Source organism: Streptomyces griseoaurantiacus (assembly GCF_036189845.1).
Lineage (GTDB): Bacteria > Actinomycetota > Actinomycetes > Streptomycetales > Streptomycetaceae > Streptomyces > Streptomyces griseoaurantiacus.
Genome location: NZ_CP108326.1, coordinates 5,604,572 through 5,625,155 on the forward strand (window position 1 = coordinate 5,604,572; position 20,584 = coordinate 5,625,155).

Genomic DNA, 20,584 nt, shown 5'->3' on the forward strand with positions numbered 1-20,584 from the left:
TACTCGCTGCGCTCTCGGACGCACGGAGGACGATATGACGGTGCTGGACGACGCGCACGCCCTGCGGGACGAGGTGATCGCGCTGCGGCGGCTGCTCCACTCGCAGCCCGAACTCGGCCTGGACCTGCCGCGTACACAGCAGGCGGTGCTGGCCGCGCTCGACGGCCTGCCCCTGGAGATCACGACCGGAAAGGACACCACCTCCGTCACGGCGGTGCTGCGCGGACACGCCGGCTCCGCGGCACCCGGCCGGCCGCCGGTGCTGCTACGGGCGGACATGGACGCGGTGCCGGTGCAGGAGGAGACCGGCCTCCCCTTCGCCTCGACCGTGGCGGGAGCGGCCCACGCCTGCGGGCACGATCTGCACACCGCGATGCTCGTGGGCGCGACCAGGCTGCTCGCCGCCCGGCAGACCGAACTGGCGAACGACGTGGTGCTGATGTTCCAGCCCGGGGAGGAGGGCTGGGAGGGCGCCAGGGCGATGCTGAAGGAGGGCGTGCTCGACGCGGCGGGGGAACGGGTCGGCGCGGCGTACGCGCTGCACGTCTTCTCGACCCTGCCCGCGGGCTTCCATGTGCGGCCCGGGGTCATGATGTCCTGCTCAGCGTCGTTGGAGGTCACCGTCCGGGGACGTGGTGGCCACGCCTCGGCTCCCCACCTGGCGCGCGACCCGGTGCCGGTCACGGCCGAGATGATCACGGCTCTGCAGACCTTGATCACCCGCCGGATCGACGTGTTCGACCCGGTCGTCCTCACGGTCGGCGTCGTGCGGGCCGGGACGCGGCGCAACGTCATCCCGGCCACGGCCCGGTTCGAGGCGACGCTGCGCGCCTTCTCCGACGCGACCGCCGCACGCGTCGGCGAGGAGGCCCGGCGGTTGCTGGAGGGAATAGCCGCCGCACACGGCCTAGAGGCCGACGTCCGGTTCACGCACGAGCGCCCGGTGACCGTCAACGATGCCGAGGAGACGGCCTTTACGAGGCGCACGATCACCGAGGTCTTCGGCGCGGACCGGGTGCATCCGCTGGAGCATCCGCTCACCGGGTCGGAGGACTTCTCGCGGGTCCTGGCCGAAGTGCCGGGCACCTTCCTCGCCCTGGGCGCCCTGCCCGAGGGAGCGGACCCGGCGAGCGCCGCGTACAACCACAGCGGCCGGGCGGTCTTCGACGAGTCGGTGCTCCCGCTGGGCGCCGCGCTGCTCGCGGAACTCGCCCTCCGCCGCCCCCATTTCCCCCTGTCCGCCGGGCTCCCGGAGGGTTCGAGATGAGCACGCACCACCCCGAAGACGACCGGCGGCGCGTCGGCCGCACCCTGTTCGCCATCTGCGTCGGCCATGCGCTCGAGTGGTACGACTGGGGCATCTACACGATCTTCGTGCCGTTCTTCGCGGGGCAGTTCTTCCCCGAGGCCGCCCCCGGCTCGGCGCTCCTGTCCGGGCTCGCGGTCTTCGCCGTCGGCTTCGTGGCACGACCGCTCGGCGGGCTGCTCGTCGGCCGGCTCGCCGACCGGGTCGGCCGCCGCCCGATGATGAGCCTGACGGTCGGCGGCATGGCCGGGGCGAGCCTGCTCATCGGCGTCGCCCCCACCTACGCCGCGGCCGGCGTCGGAGCCTCGCTGATCCTCCTGCTGTGCCGCGTGGTCCAGGGGCTCGCGACGGGTGGTGAACTGCCCTCGGCGCAGACCTACCTGACCGAGCAGGCGCCCGCCCGTCGGCGCGGCCTCTGGTCCAGCCTCATCTACATCGCCAGTGTCGGGGGCAACTCGCTCGGCGTGCTGCTCGGGCTGGTGCTGTCGCTGACCCTGTCGCACGAGGACATGCTCGCCTACGGGTGGCGCATCCCGTTCGTCGTCGGCGGTCTGCTCGGCCTGGTGGCGCTGTGGGTCCGGCGCTCCCTGGAGGAGTCGGCGGTCTTCGTGAAGGAGCGGGAGCGGCCGGCGGCAAAGCAGCCCTTCTGGCCCGAACTCGTCCGGCACCGCCGCGCGGCGCTGCAGGTGATCGGCATGACCGTCGGCCCGACGGTCGTGTACTACGCCTGGGTCATCGCGGCGCCCGCCTACGCCATGACCAACAGGCACCTCGCCTCGACTCCGGCACTGCTGGCGGGCGTTCTGTCCAGCCTGGTGCTCATCGCGGTGCTCCCCGCCTGGGGCGCCCTCTCGGACCGCGTCGGACGGCGCCCCGTTCTGCTGATCAGCCATCTCGGCACCGCCGTGACACTGTTCCCCCTCCAGTTGCTCGACCTCGGCGACGCCGTCCAGCTGGGCCTCGCCATGTCCCTCGCCATGGTCTTCATCGGCGCGGGCGTGTCGATCCTCCCGGCGGCGTACGCCGAGATGTTCCCGACACACATCCGGACCGCGGGACTCGCCGTGCCGTACTCCGTGGCGGTGGCCGCCTTCGGAGGAACGGCCCCCTACCTCCAGACCTGGACCGGCCAGACGCTCGGGCCCACCTTCTTCACCGGCTATGTGGTCCTGCTCCTGCTGGTGTCGGCGGCCACCGTGCTGACGCTCAAGGAGGGCCGGGGCTCGGACCTGAACACCCTCGACCAGGCGGTTCCCGAGAAGAACAGGAAGGCTGAGCAGCATGACACCGCTCGACATGCCGGCTGACGACGTCACCGTCGTCGACCTCGCGCAACCGCTCGAGGTCGGGATGCCGGCGTCCCCCACACACCCACCGTTCGAGTTCGCCCTGCGCCACCGGCACGGTGACGTCCCCTATCCCGACGGACTCACCGGCTCGCACGAGATCATGATCCTGGGCGGGCACGTCGGCACCCACATGGACGCGCTGAGTCACGTGGCCGTGGACGGCAGACTGCACGGAGGCGTACCCGTCGCCGACGCGATGCACGCGGGCCGCTACACGAGTCACGGCATCGACCAGGTGCGCCCCCTGTTCTGCCGCGGAGTGCTGTACGACCTGCCACGGCTCCGGAAGGTCCCGCGCCTCGCACCGGGTGCGCCCGTCGGTGTGGCGGACCTGGAGGCCGGCCCCGTGCCGCGCCCCGGGGACGTGGCCCTGATCCGCACCGGATGGGCCCAGCTGTGGGACGACCCACGCGCCTACGTGGGGGACGAGTCCGGCGTGCCCGGCCTGGACCTCGCGGCCGCCGCCTGGCTCGCCGAGCGGGGAGTGGCCGCCGTCGGCGCCGACACGATCGCCCTCGAACAGCGGCCGCCCGGCCCCGGGCCCACGGGGCTGCCGGTCCACCGACTGCTGCTGCACGAGCACGGCATCAACCTCATCGAGGTGTTGGAGCTGGAGAAGCTGTCCGAGACGCTCGCCGCGGCCGGCACGGAGGAATTCCTCTTCGTCGGTGCCCCGCTCAAGGTGGTGGGCGCCACCGGGGCACCGATCCGCCCCCTGGCCGTGGTGGGCGCGTGAGGCCGTACGGACGCCTGCGGTAACGGGACCCCGGCGGGACGGCCGGACCGGGGCACACGTGGCCGGACCGTTCGTCGCCTGTCGCTTGTCGCTCATGAGGTTCATGGAACCCGATGGTGCGGACATCGGGGGAGCCGACCGGGCTTCCTGTGGACAACTCCTGGCGTGGTCATGATCGGAGTTGTCCACAGGGCCAAGCGGAATGTCGCGGTCCGCGAGAAGGTCACGGCATGACGCATCACGAGGAAGACCCCACGACGTACGTGGGCCACGGCATCACCGGCGCCTCCCGTGCGGGAAGCCAGGTCACCCTGCGCACCCCCGCGGAACTGGCCGACGCCCTGCCCTACTTGCTGGGGTACCGGCCGGACGACAGCATCGTGCTGGTCGCCCTGCACGACCGGGAGCAGGGCGGGACGTTCGGCGGCCGGGCCCGCCTCGGTATCCCCGCCCAGCGCGAGGACTGGGCCGCCGCGGCCCGCCAACTCGCGCACGGCCTGGTGTGGGGCAGCGAGCGCAGAGGAGCACGGCCGGAGAGCATGGTCGCCTACCTCGTCCAGGACCCCGGACCCGGGGAAACGGGACGGGACGTCATGGAACGCCTGCGGCCGCTCGCCCAGTTGCTGCGCACGACATGCGGCAGTCTCGACGTCGCCGTGGTGGAGGCACTCTGCATCGCCGACGGCCGTTTCTGGTCCTACTGCTGTCCGAGCCCGGGGTGCTGCCCGGTCGAGGGCAACCCGATGGGGTTGCCGGGCACTTCGGTGCTGGCCGCGGCGGCCACCTACGCCGGCATCCAGGTCAGGGGAAGTCTGCGGGACCTCAGGGCGAGGCTGCAGCCCTGGGAGACCGCGGCGGCGCTGGAACAGGAGACGGCCCTCGACGCGGCCGGCGCGAAGCTCGTGCCCCGCATCCTCGACGGAGTCTCCCGCGACGAGGTCGAGGCGGAGACCCTGGACATGGCCCGGAAACTCATCGGCCGGTTCACCACGGCCGCGGCCGAGGCCGAACCCGGCAAGGGCACGAGTACCGGCACCCTCTCGGCCGACTGCCGTGACGACGAGCTGATCGGGCACGAGGAAGCGGCCGCCGTCATCCTCGGACTGCAGGACCGCACCACCCGGGACCGCGCGGCCGCGTGGATGGAGGGCGACGAAGCGGCCCCTGCCCTGCGGTTGTGGCGCGCCCTCGCCCGCCGCTGCGTCGGCCCCTACCGGGAACACGCCGCGGCGCCGCTGACCCTGGCCGGCTGGGTCGCCTGGTCCTCCGGCGACGAACTGGAGGCCCGCGAGGCACTGGCCATGGCCATGGGCGCGGACCCCGACTACCTCTTCGCCCGCCTTCTCCACCAGGCCTGCAACGAAGGGCTCGACCCCGAGACCATCCGCAACTGCCTGCGTGCCGACCGCGACCGCCGGGAGAACGCCGGACCGGACGCCACCGCTCCCCACCCGACGGACGGGACAGGCGGGGCAGGCGGGACGGATCGTGCGGACGAGGCGATCCGAACGGACGTACCGATCCGTGCGGTGACAAGCGGCGGTACGGTCGCCACGGACAACGGCATGCCTGCGGAGACCAAGGACATGCCTGCGGAGACCAAGAACATGCCTGCTCAGACAGGAGGCATGTCGGCGGAACCCGAGGTGCCCGCCCCCGTCGTGCCCGCCCCCGTCGTCTCCGTCGCCGCTCCGGGAGTGGAGCGCGCCGCACGACGACGGCACCGGTCGACACGGGGGGCGGCCACCGGCGGAGGTCCGGACCGCCGCACGCCGAGGCCGGGGACCCAACGACGCCGGCGCCCCACGGGCCCGGCCACGCCCACCGAGGGACACCTCGGACTCAAGCCCACCGCCGCGCCGGGCCGCGGCACCCGCACGGACCGCTCGCGGGAACGGGGGAGTGCGGTGCCTAAGGACCAGGGGGCCGGGGAATGAGCCACGTCCGCCTTCGCGCCTTTGCACCACCGCATCACGGGAACAGGAGCGTGACTCCGGGCAGGTCGGCTCCGTTCACCTGGGTGGCGGAACCCGCTGCCGGGTCGCGCCGACACACCGCCCCCGACATTCCGGAGCACTTACCCGCTGCCGGACACCCCCGGGCGCGCGCCCGGGGCAGAGGAAGCCGCCCCATGTCCCAGCCGACCCCGCCCGTCCCCGACACCGCGCCCACCGACCTCGACCGGTGCGCACCGGTCGACCCCGCTCCGCTCCCGCCACCGGACGGACACGTACCGGGCACCCGCGCCCCCGGTACGCCCGTACCCGCACCGTCTACGCCGTCACTGCCACCGGCACCGGCACTGCCACCGGCACCGCTCACCCCCTCACCACGCCCGATGCCGGTTCCGTCGATGCCCGTCCCCTCCCGCCCCGGGGACCCTCCCGTCCGGCCCGGGGAACTCCCGCCGCGCGCCGGGAACCGAGGATTCCGGTCCCGGCCGCCGATGCCGGGTCCCGGGCCGCTGGAACCGCCTCCGGTGCACACCGCCCTGATGTGCGTGGCCCTGCCGGGACTGGTCATCTCGACGGAGGACGGACAGCTGAACGGCCGGGGCATGGAGGGCTTCTACCGCGGGGGCCGGCGGCTGCTCTCCCGGTGCCGGGTGCGGGTGGCGGGCCGCGAACCGCTCGCGGTGCAGGCACGGCCGGTCGCCGCCGACCGGGTCCGGTTCGTGGGCACCGTCCGTGCTTCCCCCGGCACCGGACCCGACCCCGACCTCCTGGTCGAGCGCGTTCGCCACGCGGACGGCACGGAACGGATCACCCTGCGCGGCTTCTCCGCGCGTCCCCTGCGGCTGCCGGTCGAGGTCGCCCTCGGCACCGACCTCGCGGAACTGGCCACGGTGGCCACCGGCGCGGGAACCCCGGAGATCCCGGCCGACGTCCACGCCTCCGGTCTGCGCTGGAGCACCCCGAGGGGAACCGCGTGTGCCGTGACGGCCGACCCGCCGCCGTCCGACGCCCTCGCCTCCGCGGGGCTGCTGCGCTGGGAGGTGGAGCTGCCACCGGGCGGCACCTGGACGGTCGAACTGCGCATCCGCCCCCACGGCACCGGCCCGGCCACCACCTCGGGAAGGGCCGCGACCAACCCGTTCGCCCCCGCCCGGGCGAGCGGCGACGACCCCCGCGTCGCCCCTCTGTGGCGTACCTGCCTCGAAGACCTGCGGGCCCTGCTGCTGCGTGACCCCGGGCATCCCACGGACCTGTACCTCGCCGGCGGGGCGCCCTGGCGGTGCGGTCCCGCGCCGGCCGAGGCGCTGGTAGCCGCGCGGATGACCCTGCCGCTGGGCACCGGCCTGGCCCTGGGCACCCTGAGGGCGCTCGCCCGCACCCAGATCACCGGGCCGGACCGCCGTTCCGGCATGATCCCGGGCCCCCGGCGGGACGCCGGTCCCCGGCTCCCCCCGAGCTGCACCGCCACCGAGGCCACCCTGCTGTTCCCGGTGCTCCTCGCCGAAGCCCGGCGCTGGGGCCTGCCCGACCGGCGGACGCGGGAGCTGCTGCCCACCGCCGAGCGCTGTCTGCGCTGGCTGCGCGGCGCCGTCGGCGACGGCGTGTTCCTGGCCGACCCGCCGCCCGGAGGGCCGGTGCGCGCCGAGACCCAGGCGCACGCCCACCGTGCGGCACTCCTGGGAGCCGACCTCCTGAACGCCTACGGGCGGCCAGGCGGCACGGAGCTGCGGCAGTGGGCGCAGACGCTCAGGACCGCGTTCCGGGAACAGTTCTGGATCGAGGACCGTGCGGGCGGCAGGCCCGCCGCCGCCCGCACCCCCGAGGGACGGCTCGTGACCCACCTCGGGGCCCACACCGTCCACCTCCTCGACACCGGACTGCTCGGCTCCGGGGCATGGGCGCCCGGCCTGCTCGACCCGGCGCGCACCGAACAACTCGCCCGGCTGCTCGGCGGCCCCGCCATGGACTCCGGCTGGGGACTGCGCGGGCTGGAGACCAAGGACTCGGCGTACAGCCCCTTCGGTCACCGCGGTGGTGCGGTGCGCCTCCACGAGACGGCGGTCGCCGTCGCGGGGCTGGCCGCCGCCGGCTTCGAGAAGGAGGCGAGTTCGCTGCTGCGGGGTGCGCTGGACGCCGCCGAGACGTTCGCCCACCGGCTGCCGGAGATGTACGCCGGGGAGCAGCGCACCGAGGGCGGCGCCCCCCTGCCGCACCCCGCGGCCTGCCGCCCCGCCGCCACGGCCGCCGCCGCGGGACTCCTGCTGCTGACCACACTCGCCGGTGTCCGGCCGGACGTACCGGCGGGGACGGTGACCCTTCGCCCGGTGCGCAGCGCCCCCCTGGGCGAGATCGGGCTCACGGGACTGAGGGTCGCGGGCGCCCCCTTCTCCGTACGGGTCGGCCGCCTTGGCCTCGCCATGGTGGAGGAGGCCGCCGAGGGGCTGCAACTGGGTGCCTGACCCGGCCGTACTCCCGTCACGGCGGGCTCCGGAGCGGATCCGGGGGCGGAGGACGGGCGCGGCAGGAGACGGCCTCGCGGCGACTGCGGAAGGGACTGTTTATCGTCAGGCAGACGACTATGATCACCGCATGCCCTACGACCCGTCAGCCTTCCCGCCCTTCGCCGTCACCGTGGACCTGGTCGTGCTGACCGTGCGCCGTCATGCCCTGTGCGCACTGGCGGTCCGCAGGGGAGAGTCACCCTTCAAGGGGCGCTGGGCACTCCCCGGCGGATTCGTACGGGACGACGAGGATCTCGAACAGGCGGCGGCGCGCGAGCTGGCCGAGGAGACGGGGCTGCGCGCCCACGGCCCGTCCGTGCCCGCTCAGGACAACGGAGCGCACCTGGAACAGCTCGCCACCTACGGGGATCCGGGGCGGGATCCCCGTATGAGGGTCGTCAGCGTCGCCCACCTCGCGCTCGCCCCCGATCTTCCCGCCCCGCGCCCGGGTGGTGACGCCCACAGCGCCCGCTGGGCGCCGGTCGAGGACCTGCTGCGGCAGGGCGGCTACGGCCAGGGCGAGGAGCAGGCGGCGCCGCTCGCCTTCGACCACGCGCGCATCCTCGCCGACGGCGTCGAACGCGCCCGCTCCAAGATCGAGTACTCCTCGCTGGCGACCGCCTTCTGCCCGCCGGAATTCACCGTGGGGGAACTGCGCCGCGTCTACGAGGCGGTGTGGGGTGTGGCCCTGGACCCGCGCAACTTCCACCGCAAGGTCACCGGCACCCCCGGCTTCCTCGTGCCGACCGGGGGGACGACGACCCGTCAGGGCGGCAGGCCCGCACAGCTGTTCCGGGCCGGCGGTGCCACCCTGCTCAATCCGCCCATGCTGCGTCCCGAGGCCTGACTGCCTGTCAGGCCACTGTGCGCGCATCACGGGTGATCCGGCTCGCGACGCCACCCGAGCTTCCCGGCAAAAGGGACAAATAGCGCTATCTTGCTTCGGGTGATCCAGGTGCTCGGGCTCTCCAGCCACCCCCGCAAGGACCTTCCGCCCGCGGTCGACGACGTCTCCTTCGAGGCGTGCGCCGGCCGCGTCACGGCGCTCCTCGGGACGCCGGGAGCGGGCCGGACCACCGTGCTCAGGCTCATGCTCGAACTCGAACCCGGCCTCGGCGTCACGCACTTCAAGGGCCGTCCGCTGCACGAGATCCCCCAGCCCGCACGCGAGGTCGGCACCCTCCTCGGCGACGTCCCCGGGCACCCCGCGCGCACCGTTCGAGGTCACCTCCGCATGCTGTGCGCGGCCACCGGCGTACCCGTCCGCCGCGCCGACGAACTGCTGGAGGGGGTCGGCCTGGTCAGCCTCCGCGAGGAACGCCTCGGCAGCCTCTCGCACGGCCTCGACCGGCGCCTCGGCCTCGCCTGCGCCCTGCTCGCCGACCCTCACACCCTCGTCCTGGACGAGCCCGCCGCGGGCCTGTCCGCCCGTGAGGCCCGCTGGCTGCACGGTGTGCTCCGCGCCCACGCCGAACGGGGCGGCACCGTCCTGTTCACGACGGGCGACTCCAAGGAGGCCGCCCACCACGCCGACCGGGTCGTCGCGATGAACGAGGGAAAGGTGCTGGCCGACCTGGCCGCGACCGACTTCGCCCGCACCCGGCTACGTCCGCGCGTCGCCGTCCGCAGCCCGCACGCCGCCCGGCTCGCGGCACTGCTCACCAAGGAGGCACGCACCGAGCGGCGCTCCCTGGAGGTGGTGCGGGAGGAGGCCAACCGGCTCTCGGTGTACGGCAGCACCTGCGCCGACGTGGGGGAGGCCGCCTTCCGGCACGGCATCCTCGTCCACCAACTCGCCGACGAGGTCGGGGACACCGGTTGTGCCCCGGAGCCCGAGGCGCGCCCGGAGCCCGCGCTCTCCCGGGCCGACGGCACGCGACGGCACGGCTCGGAACGGACCGGCGCGGTTCGGCCCCGTACCGAGGCGCGGTCGGCGGTGACGGAATCCGCGCAGGCCAGGCCCACCGCCCCGGCGCCCACCACGAGGACGCCCGGCGCGGTCGTATCCGGCCCGGCGGTGCCCGGCCGGACGGTGCCCGGCCCGACCCCGTCCGCCCCGTCCCCGACGCAACCCTCCGGCACGCGGGGGCCCGGCGTACCCGGCCCCGGCGGCCGAGGGGCAGGTGCGCGTGCCCCGCTTGCCCTCGGTACCCGCCTGCGGGACGCGCGCGCACGGAGCGCCGGAGCGCCGGAGCGCCGCCCCCAGGGGCTCGCCGCGCGTTCCGCCGCCGTCGTGCCCGCTTTCATCCACGTCCGCCCCGCGCCCAGCCCTCTGCAGCCGCTGCGCTACGAACTGCGCCGCGCCGCCGGGGTGGGCACCGGCTACCTGACCACAGGCGTCGTCCTGCTCACCTCGGCCCTCCTCGCCGTCCTGCTGGCCCGCGCCGGGCACACCCCGCAGCACCGTCTGCTGGCGGCCTGGCCGCGGCAGATCCCACTGCCTCCCGCCGCGCTCGGGGCCGGACTGCTCGGCGCGATCGCCTTCGGCGACGAGTTCCGCCACCCCGCCCTGGCGGCGGACCGCGGCACCGTCCCCCGCCGCCTCGGACTGCTCACCGCGAAGCTCCTCGTCTCCGGGACCACCGCGCTGATGATCGCCTTCCTCTCGCTCGGCTGCGACCTCGAAGTGCTCTACCTCGTCTACGGACAGGAGCTCACCAGGGTTCCCGGGAACTGGCTCTCGCTCGGAGCGGGCTGGTTCGCGCTGGTCGTGGGATGCGCCTGGGCCGGTGTCCTCGCCGCCGGCCTGTTCCGCTCGACGACGGCCGGACTCGCCGCGGTGCTGGCCGTCCCGGTGGCGGTCGTTCCCCTCGTGCAACACGTGTTCGGCGGGCCGTCCGTCCGTGCTGCGGCCGGAATCGTCGAGCGGCTCCGCGAGCTGGCCCTGCCGCAGTGGCCCTTCGGCGGCGAACGGTACCTGGCCGCCGTTGCCCGGCTGGTCGCCCAACCCGTCGGCGGAGCACTGACGTTGTCCTTGGGGGCACTGCTCTGCGCCTATGTGTGCACCACCCTGCGCACGAGAGCGCGGTGACGACGATCCGCAACCGTGCGTCCAGCCATGCCCACAACTCCCAGCAAAGCGCCCATTTCTTTCCGATAAGGCGTCAATTGCGACGGAGTGAGCGATCACCCTTTCGTGTGCTTTTCACCAAAGCCCTCAAGGCAGTTGAGAACAGCGCCGACAAAGGAGTCGTGACTACCCTTGCGCAGACCATGATGACCGCCGCCCGCTCCGCCGACTCCGGCCTGGCCGGACCGGGCGAACTCGACCGCTACCCCTTCGCCGAGTCGCCCGCCGTCGAGCGCGTGGGCGCCCCCGTCTGGGAGACACCGGATCCGGAGCTGGGCCGGGTGGGCCGCCGTGCGGCCGGCAGCCGGGGCCGCGGGTTGCACGGCCAACTCGTCCAGCAGCTGGGACAGATGATCGTCTCCGGCGATCTGGGCGCGGACCGGCCGCTGGTTCCCGAGGAGATCGGCCAGCGCTTCGAGGTCTCCCGCACCGTCGTCCGCGAATCGCTGCGCGTCCTGGAGGCCAAGGGCCTGGTCAGCGCCCGGCCGAATGTGGGCACCCGGGTGCGTCCGGTGAGCGACTGGAACCTGCTCGACCCCGACATCATCGAGTGGCGGGCCTTCGGGCCCCAGCGGGACGACCAGCGCCGCGAGCTCAGCGAGCTGCGCTGGACGATCGAGCCTCTCGCCGCCCGGCTCGCCGCCGGACACGGCCGGGAGGACGTCCAGCAGCGGCTCGGGGACATGGTCGAGATCATGGGCCACGCCATGGCGCAGGGGGACGCGCTGACCTTCGCGCGCGCCGACGCAGAGTTCCACACGCTGCTCATCCAGGTCGCCGGGAACCGCATGCTCGAACACCTCTCCGGCATCGTCTCCGCCGCGCTGCAGGTCTCCGGCGGTCCGATCGCCGGCTGCGACCGTCCGACCGAGGCGTCCCTGACCCACCACGCCCGGATCGTCGACGCCCTCGCCGAGGGGGACGGTGCGGGGGCCGAGGTGGCCATGCGCCAGTTGCTCACGACCCACCCCGAGGTCGAGCGCGTGGTGCCCGCCCCCCGCGAGCACTGACCGCGCGCCGGGACACCGCGGGCAGTACGTGGGAAGGCGCGCGATGAGAGGACCGGGCGAGGCGGCACGGCGACGGGGGTCGTGCCGGCCCGGACCCGGCAGGCAGTCCACGACCCCGACACGGGGCGGCACGGAGTCCGCGGAGCCGTCCGCCGATGGTGCCCGGTGCCTGCCGACGGATCGGCGGTCGCCTGCAGTGCGCCTCGCGTCGCCTGGCCCCGCACCGCCCCCTCGCCCCTCCCCGTACCGGTTCGGCCGAACCTGGTGGCGGCACTGAATCCGATCGCAGATGATCCATTTTGATCGCATTCATTACACTTTGAGTGGTTACGGGGTGTGACTCGGGCCACGCGGAATGGGCGTAACGATCCTCGGAACTGCGCGATGACCTAAGAGGTGACAGCCGAGGAGGGAATACGGACGCCGTACGCGGCGCTGTGCCTCTTCCCGGCGCCCGCCCGCGCCGTCGGCCCATCCCCAAGTCGGCGGTCGTCGGCTCCTGTCCGTCGTGGACGGGGCCGGAAGCCGTTTTCCAACGTTCCGAGAGGTTGTTCGTGTCGGCCAGCACATCCCGTACGCTCCCGCCGGAGATCGCCGAGTCCGTCTCTGTCATGGCGCTCATCGAGCGGGGAAAGGCTGAGGGGCAGATCGCCGGCGACGATGTGCGTCGGGCCTTCGAAGCTGACCAGATTCCGGCCACTCAGTGGAAGAACGTACTGCGCAGCCTCAACCAGATCCTCGAGGAAGAGGGTGTGACGCTGATGGTCAGTGCCGCGGAGCCCAAGCGCACCCGAAAGAGCGTCGCAGCGAAGAGTCCGGCCAAGCGGACCGCCACCAAGACGGTCGCGGCGAAGCCGGTGACCTCGAAGAAGGCCGCCGCCCCCGCCGCCCCCGTCGCTCCGGAGGCGCCCACCGCCGCTCCCGCCGACGACGAGGCCCCCGCCAAGAAGGCGGCCGCGAAGAAGACGACGGCCAAGAAGGCGGCCGCGAAGAAGACCGCCACCAAGAAGACGGCTGCCAAGAAGACCACGTCCAAGAAGGACGAGGCCGAGCCGGGCGAGGAAGAGACGCTCGAGGAGACCCCCAAGGGCGCCGACGAGCCCGAGGGCACCGAGAGTGCCGGGTTCGTCCTCTCCGACGAGGACGAGGACGACGCCCCCGCGCAGCAGGTCGCCGCGGCCGGCGCCACCGCCGACCCGGTCAAGGACTACCTCAAGCAGATCGGCAAGGTCCCCCTGCTCAACGCCGAGCAGGAGGTCGAACTCGCCAAGCGCATCGAGGCCGGCCTGTTCGCCGAGGACAAGCTGGCGAGCGCCGACAAGCTGGCCCCCAAGCTCAAGCGCGAGCTCGAGATCATCGCCGAGGACGGCCGCCGCGCCAAGAACCACCTCCTGGAGGCCAACCTCCGCCTGGTGGTCTCCCTGGCCAAGCGCTACACCGGCCGCGGCATGCTGTTCCTGGACCTGATCCAGGAGGGCAACCTCGGTCTCATCCGCGCGGTCGAGAAGTTCGACTACACCAAGGGCTACAAGTTCTCCACGTACGCCACGTGGTGGATCCGCCAGGCGATCACCCGCGCGATGGCCGACCAGGCCCGCACCATCCGTATCCCGGTGCACATGGTCGAGGTCATCAACAAGCTCGCGCGCGTCCAGCGCCAGATGCTCCAGGACCTGGGCCGCGAGCCCACCCCGGAGGAGCTGGCCAAGGAACTCGACATGACCCCCGAGAAGGTCATCGAGGTCCAGAAGTACGGCCGCGAGCCCATCTCCCTGCACACACCGCTCGGCGAGGACGGCGACAGCGAGTTCGGTGACCTCATCGAGGACTCCGAGGCGGTCGTCCCGGCCGACGCCGTGAGCTTCACGCTCCTCCAGGAGCAGCTGCACTCCGTACTCGACACGCTCTCCGAGCGCGAGGCGGGCGTGGTCTCCATGCGGTTCGGCCTCACCGACGGCCAGCCGAAGACGCTCGACGAGATCGGCAAGGTGTACGGGGTCACCCGTGAGCGCATCCGCCAGATCGAGTCGAAGACGATGTCGAAGCTGCGCCACCCCTCCCGCTCCCAGGTCCTGCGCGACTACCTCGACTAGACCGGGACACGGACGATCCGAGGGCCCGGTTCCCCCTGCGGGAGCCGGGCCCTCGGCATGCCGACAGCTCCTCGGCCCGGGGCCGGCCGCGCGGTGGACGGACGCTCTGCGTGTGCGGTCGAGGGGCGGGTGAATCACTCTGGGTGTTCCATGACCACCTCTGAGTGAGGAGTGCGCATGCGTCGTCCCTTCGCCCGGGCGCTGGCCCTCGGGGCCGCAGCGGCCGTGATACCACTGGCCGCGCCCGCCCCCGCCACCGCCGACAGCGTCGTGATCGGTGGCCGGCCCGTCGACGTCTCCCAGAGTCCCTGGACGGTCGCCCTGTCCAGCCGTGACCGGTTCGGGGCAAACAGGTCGGGACATTTCTGCGGAGGGGTCGTGGTCGCCCGCACGGCCGTCCTCACCGCGGCGCACTGCCTGGAACGGGACGTCCTCGGCTCACCCCGTGCCCGCGACCTCAAGGTCATCGCCAACCGGACGGACCTGCTGTCCACCCAGGGCGAGGAGGTCGCCGTGCGGGACGTGTGGGTCAATCCCCGCTACGACAGTGACACGAACGCCGGTGATTTCGGGCTGCTCACGCTCGCCTCACCGCTGCCCGAGAACGCGGTCATCAGGATGGCGGGCGCCGAGGATCCCGCGTACACGCCGGGCGAGCAGGCGACGGTGTACGGCTGGGGGGACACCACGGGAGCCGGTGCCTATCCACGCGACCTGAGGGCCGCCTCCGTGCACGTCCTGTCCGACGAGGCCTGCAGGGCGGCGTATCCGGGCAGCAGGAACGGCACCTACGTGGCCGCGTCGATGCTGTGCGCGGGGGAGGCGGGCGGGGGGCGGGACGCGTGTCAGGGGGACAGCGGCGGCCCGCTGGTGGCACAGGGGCGTCTGATCGGCCTGGTGTCCTGGGGGAGCGGCTGCGGGCAGCCCGACAGCCCCGGTGTCTACACGCGCGTCGCGGACGTTGTGCGCACGCTCAGCGCCGGACGCTGAGCCCGGCACGCTCGGGGCCGCGTGAGGGCCGCGAGCGCCGCGGGGCGGGCCGCCTGCCGCCGGTACCCGGGCATGCGTCGGTCCCGAGGCATGCGAACGGGCGGCCGCCCCGTGGGCCGGGGCGGCCGCCCGTTTCGCCGGCCTGATGCCGGCACTCGCTCGTCGTTGACGCGAAGTGTCAGCGCTCCTCTTCGGCAGGGGACGCCGGAACGGACGTCAGGCGCTGCGTCTCGTCCTGTATCTCAGCGGCGATCTTCTTGAGCTCCGGCTCGAACTTGCGACCGTGGTGGGCGCAGAAGAGCAGTTCTCCGCCGCTCAGGAGGACCACGCGTACGTAGGCCTGGGCGCCGCAACGGTCGCAGCGGTCGGCCGCCGTCAGCGGGGTCGCGGGGGTCAGAACAGTAGTCACGTCGCCTCTTCTCTAGCTCGACGAGCTGTCGTACCAGGGTCAACATCCAACCAGGCCGAAAACGTTCCCGCTCGCGGCGCTTTCCTCGGAAAAATCTCTCCGGGGCCGGCTGTCTGCTGCCGGTTGGCGGCGAATGTGCCGTAGTGCGTTTCTCTGTGTCGTACGGTTTCGCGCTGTCTGGGGGCTGTCTGTCAGGGGTGCGGTCCTCCCGGCCGGCTTGCCGGTGTTCATGAGGACGTGCCCGGAGCCTAAATGGTTCATGCCTCGAAGGGAACGTGATATGTACTTCACTCCAACGAGGGATCGAACGCCCGTGCGAGCCTGAACTAGTCTGAGTTCGGGGGGAGGGTGGCGTGACAACGGCTCTACCTGGGCTCGGTACGCTCGGACCCGCGACGAAGCCGCGCCCTTACCCTCAAGGGCCTCATCCGAAATTCAGCGAGGAGCGAACCGCGTGACCGCCGAGACGTCCGTCCCGTCCACAGCGCTTCTGACCGGAGCAGACCGGGACGGTTCCAACTACACCGCGCGGCACCTCCTCGTCCTCGAGGGCCTCGAGGCCGTACGCAAGCGCCCGGGCATGTACATCGGATCCACCGACAGCCGCGGTCTGATGCACTGCCTGTGGGAGATCATCGACAACTCCGTCGACGAGTCTCTGGGAGGCCACTGCGACCACATCGAGGTCGTCCTGCACGACGACGGCTCGGTCGAGGTCCGCGACAACGGCCGCGGCATCCCGGTCGACGTCGAGCCGAAGACCGGCCTGTCCGGCGTCGAGGTCGTGATGACCAAGCTGCACGCGGGCGGCAAGTTCGGCGGCGGCTCCTACGCGGCCTCCGGCGGCCTGCACGGCGTCGGCGCCTCCGTGGTCAACGCCCTGTCCGCCCGTCTCGACGTCGAGGTGGACCGCAACGGCCACACCCACGCCGTCAGCTTCCGGCGCGGTGTGCCCGGCGCCTTCACGGGAGCGGGACCGGACGCGAAGTTCGAGGCCGGGGGCGGGCTGCGCAAGACGAAGAAGATCCCGAAGTCCCGCGTCGGCACGCGGGTGCGCTATTGGGCCGACCGCCAGATCTTCCTCAAGGACGCCAAGCTCTCCCTGGAGACGCTGCACCAGCGCGCCCGCCAGACCGCGTTCCTCGTCCCCGGCCTGACCATCGTCGTGCGCGACGAGTACGGACTCGGTGAGGGCGGCAGCAAGGGCGAGGAGTCCTTCCGCTTCGACGGCGGCATCAGCGAATTCTGCGAGTACCTGGCCACCGACAGGCCGGTCTGCGACGTCCTCCGCTTCACCGGACAGGGCACCTTCAAGGAGACCGTCCCCGTCCTGGGCGAGGACGGGCAGATGACGCCCACCGACGTCGTGCGCGAACTGGGCGTGGACGTGGCACTGCGCTGGGGCACCGGCTACGACAGCGCGGTCAGGTCCTTCGTCAACATCATCGCCACGCCCAAGGGCGGCACCCACGTCGCGGGCTTCGAGCAGGCCGTCGCCCGGACCTTCAACGAGGTCCTGCGCGCCAAGAAGCTGCTGCGGGTCGCCGAGGACGACATCGTCAAGGACGACGCGCTGGAGGGACTCACCGCGGTCGTCACCGTCCGACTGGCCGAACCCCAGTTCGAAGGGCAGACCAAGGAGGTCCTCGGCACGTCGGCGGCCCGCCGCATCGTGGCCAACGTCGTCTCCAAGGAACTCAAGGCGTTCCTGACCTCCACCAAGCGGGACGCCGCCGCGCAGGCCCGCGTGGTGATGGAGAAGGCGGTCGCCGCCGCGCGGACGCGGATCGCCGCACGCCAGCACAAGGACGCACAGCGCCGTAAGACCGCCCTGGAGTCCTCCTCCCTGCCGGCCAAGCTCGCCGACTGCCGCAGCGACGACGTGGGCCGCAGTGAGCTGTTCATCGTCGAGGGCGATTCCGCGCTCGGTACGGCCAAGCTCGCCCGGAACTCCGAGTTCCAGGCGCTGCTGCCGATCCGCGGCAAGATCCTCAACGTGCAGAAGTCCTCCGTCACCGACATGCTCAAGAACGCCGAGTGCGGGGCGATCATCCAGGTCATAGGGGCGGGCTCGGGGCGCACCTTCGACATCGACACGGCCCGCTACGGCAAGATCATCATGATGACCGACGCCGATGTGGACGGCTCGCACATCCGTACGCTGCTGCTGACGCTGTTCCACCGGTACATGCGGCCCATGGTCGAGGCGGGCCGGGTGTTCGCGGCGGTGCCGCCGCTGCACCGCATCGAACTGGTCCAGCCGAAGAAGGGCCAGGACAAGTACGTGTACACGTACTCCGACCGCGAGCTGCGGGACCGGCTGCTGGAGTTCCAGAGCAAGAACATCCGGTACAAGGACTCCATCCAGCGGTACAAGGGGCTCGGCGAGATGGACGCCGACCAGCTGGCCGAGACGACGATGGACCCGCGGCACCGGACGCTGCGGCGGATCAACCTCACCGACCTGGAGGCCGCGGAGACGGTCTTCGACCTGCTCATGGGCAATGACGTGGCGCCGCGCAAGGAGTTCATCTCCAGCTCGGCGGCCACGTTGGACCGGTCGCGCATCGACGCGTGAGCGTCACCCGGTGCCGGTGCCGGTGCCGGTGCCGGTGCCGGTGCCGGTGCGGGGCCCGGGGCCCGGGGCTGAGGCGCCCGGGGTGTCTCCACCCGTGGGTGGAGAAGGCCGCGGGTGGAGATCCACCCGCGCTCCACCCGTGCGCCGATCCGCCGGTCCGTGCATCTCCGTAGCGTCGTAGGCGTGAACGGCACCTGCCGTTCCGTCCGCTTCTCTCGCTCACGGAGGCCGGGATGTCCGGGGTCGTGGATGTTGTGCTGATCGCCGCCGCAGTGGTGCTGGTGGTCGTGCGCCAGTTCCGTACGCGTCGTGTGGACACGGACCGGCGCTGGTGGATCGGTCCGGGCGTCCTCGCCGTGCTCGCGGTGCGCGAACCGGGGCTGCTCGACGCGCACCACCGCGTGGGATCCGCGGTGCTGCTCGCGGTCGAACTGCTCATCGGTCTGGCCGTGGGGGCCGGCTGGGCCTGGACCTCGTGCATATGGGCGGAGCCGGACGGTGGTGTGTGGACCAGGAGCACCACGGCCGGGGTGGTCGTGTGGGGCGTCGGCATAGCCCTGAGGGCCGCGCTGTTCGGCGTGGGCGCGGCGCTGGGCATCTCCCAGGACAGTTCGGCACTCGTGATGGCGCTGGCGGCCACGTTGCTGGTCCGCTCGGGGATCCTGGCCTGGAGGGCGCGGTCGGTGCGCCCGGAGGTCGAGGGCGGCACGGCGGACGCCCCGGTCGTGGGGCGGCCCGCGTGGAAGGAGCCCGTGTGACGGACAACGCGTGGACGCGGTGGCCCTCCCGTGAGGCGCTCGGCCTGACGGGCACCTCCCGGCCCCGTCAGGCGCTCACCTGGACCGTACGGGCGCTGGTGCTCGCGATGCTGCTCTGGGGTGCCTTCCGCGACGCCCCGCTGCGGTGGTGGGAGCTGGGCGGGGCGGTGGCGGGTCTCCTCGTGGCGGCCGTGGCCGCCTGGGCGCTGTATCGCACCACGCTCGCGCACCGGCTGATGCCCTCACTGGCGCTGTTCGCGCTCCTCCTGGCGACGGGCATCGCGGCCACGGCCATCGGGTTGACCGTCCCGGCCCTGGTGATCTGGTGCGGTTGTGCGGTGACGGCACTGGAGCGACTGCCCTTCGTCGCGGCCCTGCCCCTCGGCACGCTCGCGCTGGCGGGCTACGTGGTGCTCGACGGGGACGCATGGCCGGCCACCGCGGCGACGGTCACCGGGCTCGCGCTCGCCGGTTACGTGCTGCGGCTGGATGCGGAGGCGCGGGCCCAGTCGCTGCGGCTGCTGACCCAGGAGCGAGCGGCGCGGGCGGCCGAGGCGGAGTCGGCGGCGCTGGCGGAGCGGGCCCGGATAGCCAGGGAGATCCACGACGTGCTGGCGCACAGCCTCTCGGCGCAACTGGTGCACCTGGAGGCGGCCCGGCTGCTGATCGAGAGGGGGGCCGGGCGCGAGCGCATACTCGAGCGGGTTGTGGCGGCCCGCGGGATGGCCAGGGAAGGACTCGCCGAGACCAGGCAGGCGCTGTCGGCGCTGCGGGGCGAGGTGTCCTCGGTGGAGGAGTTCCTGAGCGAGCTCGTCACCGTGGAGGACGGGGCCGAGGTCACCGTCGTGGGGGAACGCCGCCCGCTGCCGGCCGAGGCCTCGCAGACGGTGCGCAGGGTCGCCCAGGAGGCGCTCACCAACGTCCGCAAGCACGCACCGGGCGCCAGGGTGCACTTGCGACTGGAGTACGCGCGGCGGCACGTGCGGCTGGAGGTACGGGACAGCGGGGGGCCGCCGGGTGAAATGAGTGGTACGGGCGGGGGGTACGGTCTGCTGGGCATGCGGGAGCGGGCCGAGTTGCTGGGTGGCTCGCTGGAGGCCGGGCCGGGCGAGGAGGGGTTCGTGGTGACGCTGAAGGTGCCGGTATGACCTCGGAGGAGGAGAAGCCGGTGCGGGTCGTCGTCGCGGACGACCAGACGGTGGTGCGCGAGGGCATCGTGATGCTGCTCGGACTGCTGCCCGGTCTGGAGGTCGTGGGCGCGGCGGGGGACGGGGAGGAGGCCGTGCGGCTCGTCGGCGAACTGGCGCCGGACGTGGTGCTGATGGACCTGCGCATGCCGCGCTGTGACGGGGTGGAGGCGACACGGCGCGTCCGGGCCGAGTACCCGGGCACCCAGGTCGTCGTGCTGACGACGTTCGGGGACGACGAGTCGTTGTTCCCGGCGCTCAGGGCGGGCGCCCGGGGCTATCTGACCAAGGACGCGGGAGGCGAGGAGATCCTGCGGGCCGTGCGCAGCGTGGTCTCCGGGCAGGCCGGGCTCGCCCCGAGTGTCCAGCGCCGGCTGCTGGAGCGCCTGGACCGGCCCGGGACGGTCGTGACGTCCCCCGAGGAGGCGCCGGACGGCCTCACCGTGCGGGAGGTGGAGGTGCTGGTGCTGATCGCGGAGGGACTCAGCAACCAGGAGATCGCCCGGCGGCTGCACGTCTCCACCGCCACGGTGAAGACCCACATCAACAACATGTTCGCCAAGACGGGCCTCAAGGACCGTGCGCAGGCGGTGCGTTACGCCTTCCGGAAGGGACTGGTGACACCTCTCGAGTAGGTCGCGC

General features: G+C 72.7%; 15 protein-coding genes. 14 read left to right on the forward strand and 1 reads right to left on the reverse strand.

The features are described 5' to 3' along the window. The first annotated feature begins 34 nt into the window (after window positions 1-34). The 10 genes from OHB09_RS24940 to OHB09_RS24985 all read left to right on the forward strand — a co-directional run bounded on the left by OHB09_RS24940 (window position 35) and on the right by OHB09_RS24985 (window position 15,010). Entirely contained in the window at window positions 35-1,267 is a 1,233-nt protein-coding gene (locus tag OHB09_RS24940) for a M20 metallopeptidase family protein (protein WP_328922553.1), read from the forward strand. Further along, the gene (locus OHB09_RS24945; protein WP_006142603.1) at window positions 1,264-2,613 is read left to right on the forward strand and encodes an MFS transporter; all 1,350 of its coding nucleotides are present in this window, start codon (window positions 1,264-1,266) and stop codon (window positions 2,611-2,613) included. Before OHB09_RS24940 ends, OHB09_RS24945 begins: the two co-directional genes overlap by 4 nt. Beyond that, window positions 2,588-3,391, forward strand: a complete 804-nt coding sequence (locus OHB09_RS24950) for a cyclase family protein (RefSeq protein ID WP_319350642.1) — start codon at window positions 2,588-2,590, stop codon at window positions 3,389-3,391. The genes OHB09_RS24945 and OHB09_RS24950 overlap by 26 nt, the downstream gene beginning before the upstream one ends. Window positions 3,392-3,621: 230 nt before the next feature. Then, window positions 3,622-5,328 carry a DUF4192 domain-containing protein gene (locus OHB09_RS24955; protein WP_328922554.1) on the forward strand — a complete coding sequence of 569 codons (1,707 nt, stop codon included), beginning with the start codon at window positions 3,622-3,624 and terminating at the stop codon, window positions 5,326-5,328. A 557-nt stretch (window positions 5,329-5,885) separates the two neighbouring features. Continuing rightward, the gene (locus OHB09_RS24960; protein WP_397891798.1) at window positions 5,886-7,805 is read left to right on the forward strand and encodes a glycogen debranching N-terminal domain-containing protein; all 1,920 of its coding nucleotides are present in this window, start codon (window positions 5,886-5,888) and stop codon (window positions 7,803-7,805) included. Window positions 7,806-7,935: 130 nt separating this feature from the next. Beyond that, window positions 7,936-8,694: an NUDIX hydrolase gene (locus OHB09_RS24965; protein ID WP_191852081.1), complete on the forward strand. Its 759-nt coding sequence runs from the start codon at window positions 7,936-7,938 to the stop codon at window positions 8,692-8,694. Window positions 8,695-8,793: 99 nt separating this feature from the next. After that, window positions 8,794-10,878 carry an ABC transporter ATP-binding protein gene (locus OHB09_RS24970; protein WP_191852080.1) on the forward strand — a complete coding sequence of 695 codons (2,085 nt, stop codon included), beginning with the start codon at window positions 8,794-8,796 and terminating at the stop codon, window positions 10,876-10,878. Window positions 10,879-11,039: 161 nt separating this feature from the next. After that, entirely contained in the window at window positions 11,040-11,927 is an 888-nt protein-coding gene (locus OHB09_RS24975) for a FadR/GntR family transcriptional regulator (protein ID WP_191852079.1), read from the forward strand. Window positions 11,928-12,481: 554 nt separating this feature from the next. Then, window positions 12,482-14,020 carry an RNA polymerase sigma factor gene (locus tag OHB09_RS24980; protein WP_006142612.1) on the forward strand — a complete coding sequence of 513 codons (1,539 nt, stop codon included), beginning with the start codon at window positions 12,482-12,484 and terminating at the stop codon, window positions 14,018-14,020. 177 nt (window positions 14,021-14,197) lie between these two features. After that, entirely contained in the window at window positions 14,198-15,010 is an 813-nt protein-coding gene (locus OHB09_RS24985; RefSeq protein ID WP_167793653.1) for a S1 family serine peptidase, read from the forward strand. A gap of 178 nt (window positions 15,011-15,188) precedes the next feature. On the opposite strand, the gene OHB09_RS24990 is transcribed toward OHB09_RS24985, so the two are convergent. After that, on the reverse strand, window positions 15,189-15,419 hold the full coding sequence (locus OHB09_RS24990) for a DUF7455 domain-containing protein (RefSeq protein ID WP_006142614.1): 231 nt from the start codon (window positions 15,417-15,419) through the stop codon (window positions 15,189-15,191). Between the two features lie 454 nt (window positions 15,420-15,873). Between OHB09_RS24990 and OHB09_RS24995 the strand changes: the two genes are divergently transcribed. The 4 genes from OHB09_RS24995 to OHB09_RS25010 all read left to right on the forward strand — a co-directional run bounded on the left by OHB09_RS24995 (window position 15,874) and on the right by OHB09_RS25010 (window position 20,577). Next, window positions 15,874-17,997, forward strand: coding sequence for a DNA gyrase/topoisomerase IV subunit B (locus OHB09_RS24995; RefSeq protein ID WP_006142615.1), 2,124 nt, complete (start codon window positions 15,874-15,876; stop codon window positions 17,995-17,997). A gap of 233 nt (window positions 17,998-18,230) precedes the next feature. Further along, window positions 18,231-18,755, forward strand: a complete 525-nt coding sequence (locus OHB09_RS25000) for a DUF1453 domain-containing protein (RefSeq protein ID WP_328922555.1) — start codon at window positions 18,231-18,233, stop codon at window positions 18,753-18,755. Then, complete coding sequence (locus tag OHB09_RS25005) at window positions 18,752-19,903, forward strand: sensor histidine kinase (protein ID WP_328922556.1); 1,152 nt, start codon at window positions 18,752-18,754, stop codon at window positions 19,901-19,903. Before OHB09_RS25000 ends, OHB09_RS25005 begins: the two co-directional genes overlap by 4 nt. Beyond that, window positions 19,900-20,577, forward strand: a complete 678-nt coding sequence (locus OHB09_RS25010; protein WP_006142618.1) for a response regulator transcription factor — start codon at window positions 19,900-19,902, stop codon at window positions 20,575-20,577. Before OHB09_RS25005 ends, OHB09_RS25010 begins: the two co-directional genes overlap by 4 nt. Window positions 20,578-20,584 lie beyond the last annotated feature (7 nt).

Bases quoted from the DNA above. Each gene is read 5' to 3' on its own strand.
- OHB09_RS24940 (WP_328922553.1), top strand. From the start codon at position 35: ATGACGGTGCTGGACGACGCGCACGCCCTGCGGGACGAGGTGATCGCG.
- OHB09_RS24945 (WP_006142603.1), top strand. From the start codon at position 1,264: ATGAGCACGCACCACCCCGAAGACGACCGGCGGCGCGTCGGCCGCACC.
- OHB09_RS24950 (WP_319350642.1), top strand. From the start codon at position 2,588: ATGACACCGCTCGACATGCCGGCTGACGACGTCACCGTCGTCGACCTC.
- OHB09_RS24955 (WP_328922554.1), top strand. From the start codon at position 3,622: ATGACGCATCACGAGGAAGACCCCACGACGTACGTGGGCCACGGCATC.
- OHB09_RS24960 (WP_397891798.1), top strand. From the start codon at position 5,886: ATGTGCGTGGCCCTGCCGGGACTGGTCATCTCGACGGAGGACGGACAG.
- OHB09_RS24965 (WP_191852081.1), top strand. From the start codon at position 7,936: ATGCCCTACGACCCGTCAGCCTTCCCGCCCTTCGCCGTCACCGTGGAC.
- OHB09_RS24985 (WP_167793653.1), top strand. From the start codon at position 14,198: ATGCGTCGTCCCTTCGCCCGGGCGCTGGCCCTCGGGGCCGCAGCGGCC.
- OHB09_RS25000 (WP_328922555.1), top strand. From the start codon at position 18,231: ATGTCCGGGGTCGTGGATGTTGTGCTGATCGCCGCCGCAGTGGTGCTG.
- OHB09_RS25010 (WP_006142618.1), top strand. From the start codon at position 19,900: ATGACCTCGGAGGAGGAGAAGCCGGTGCGGGTCGTCGTCGCGGACGAC.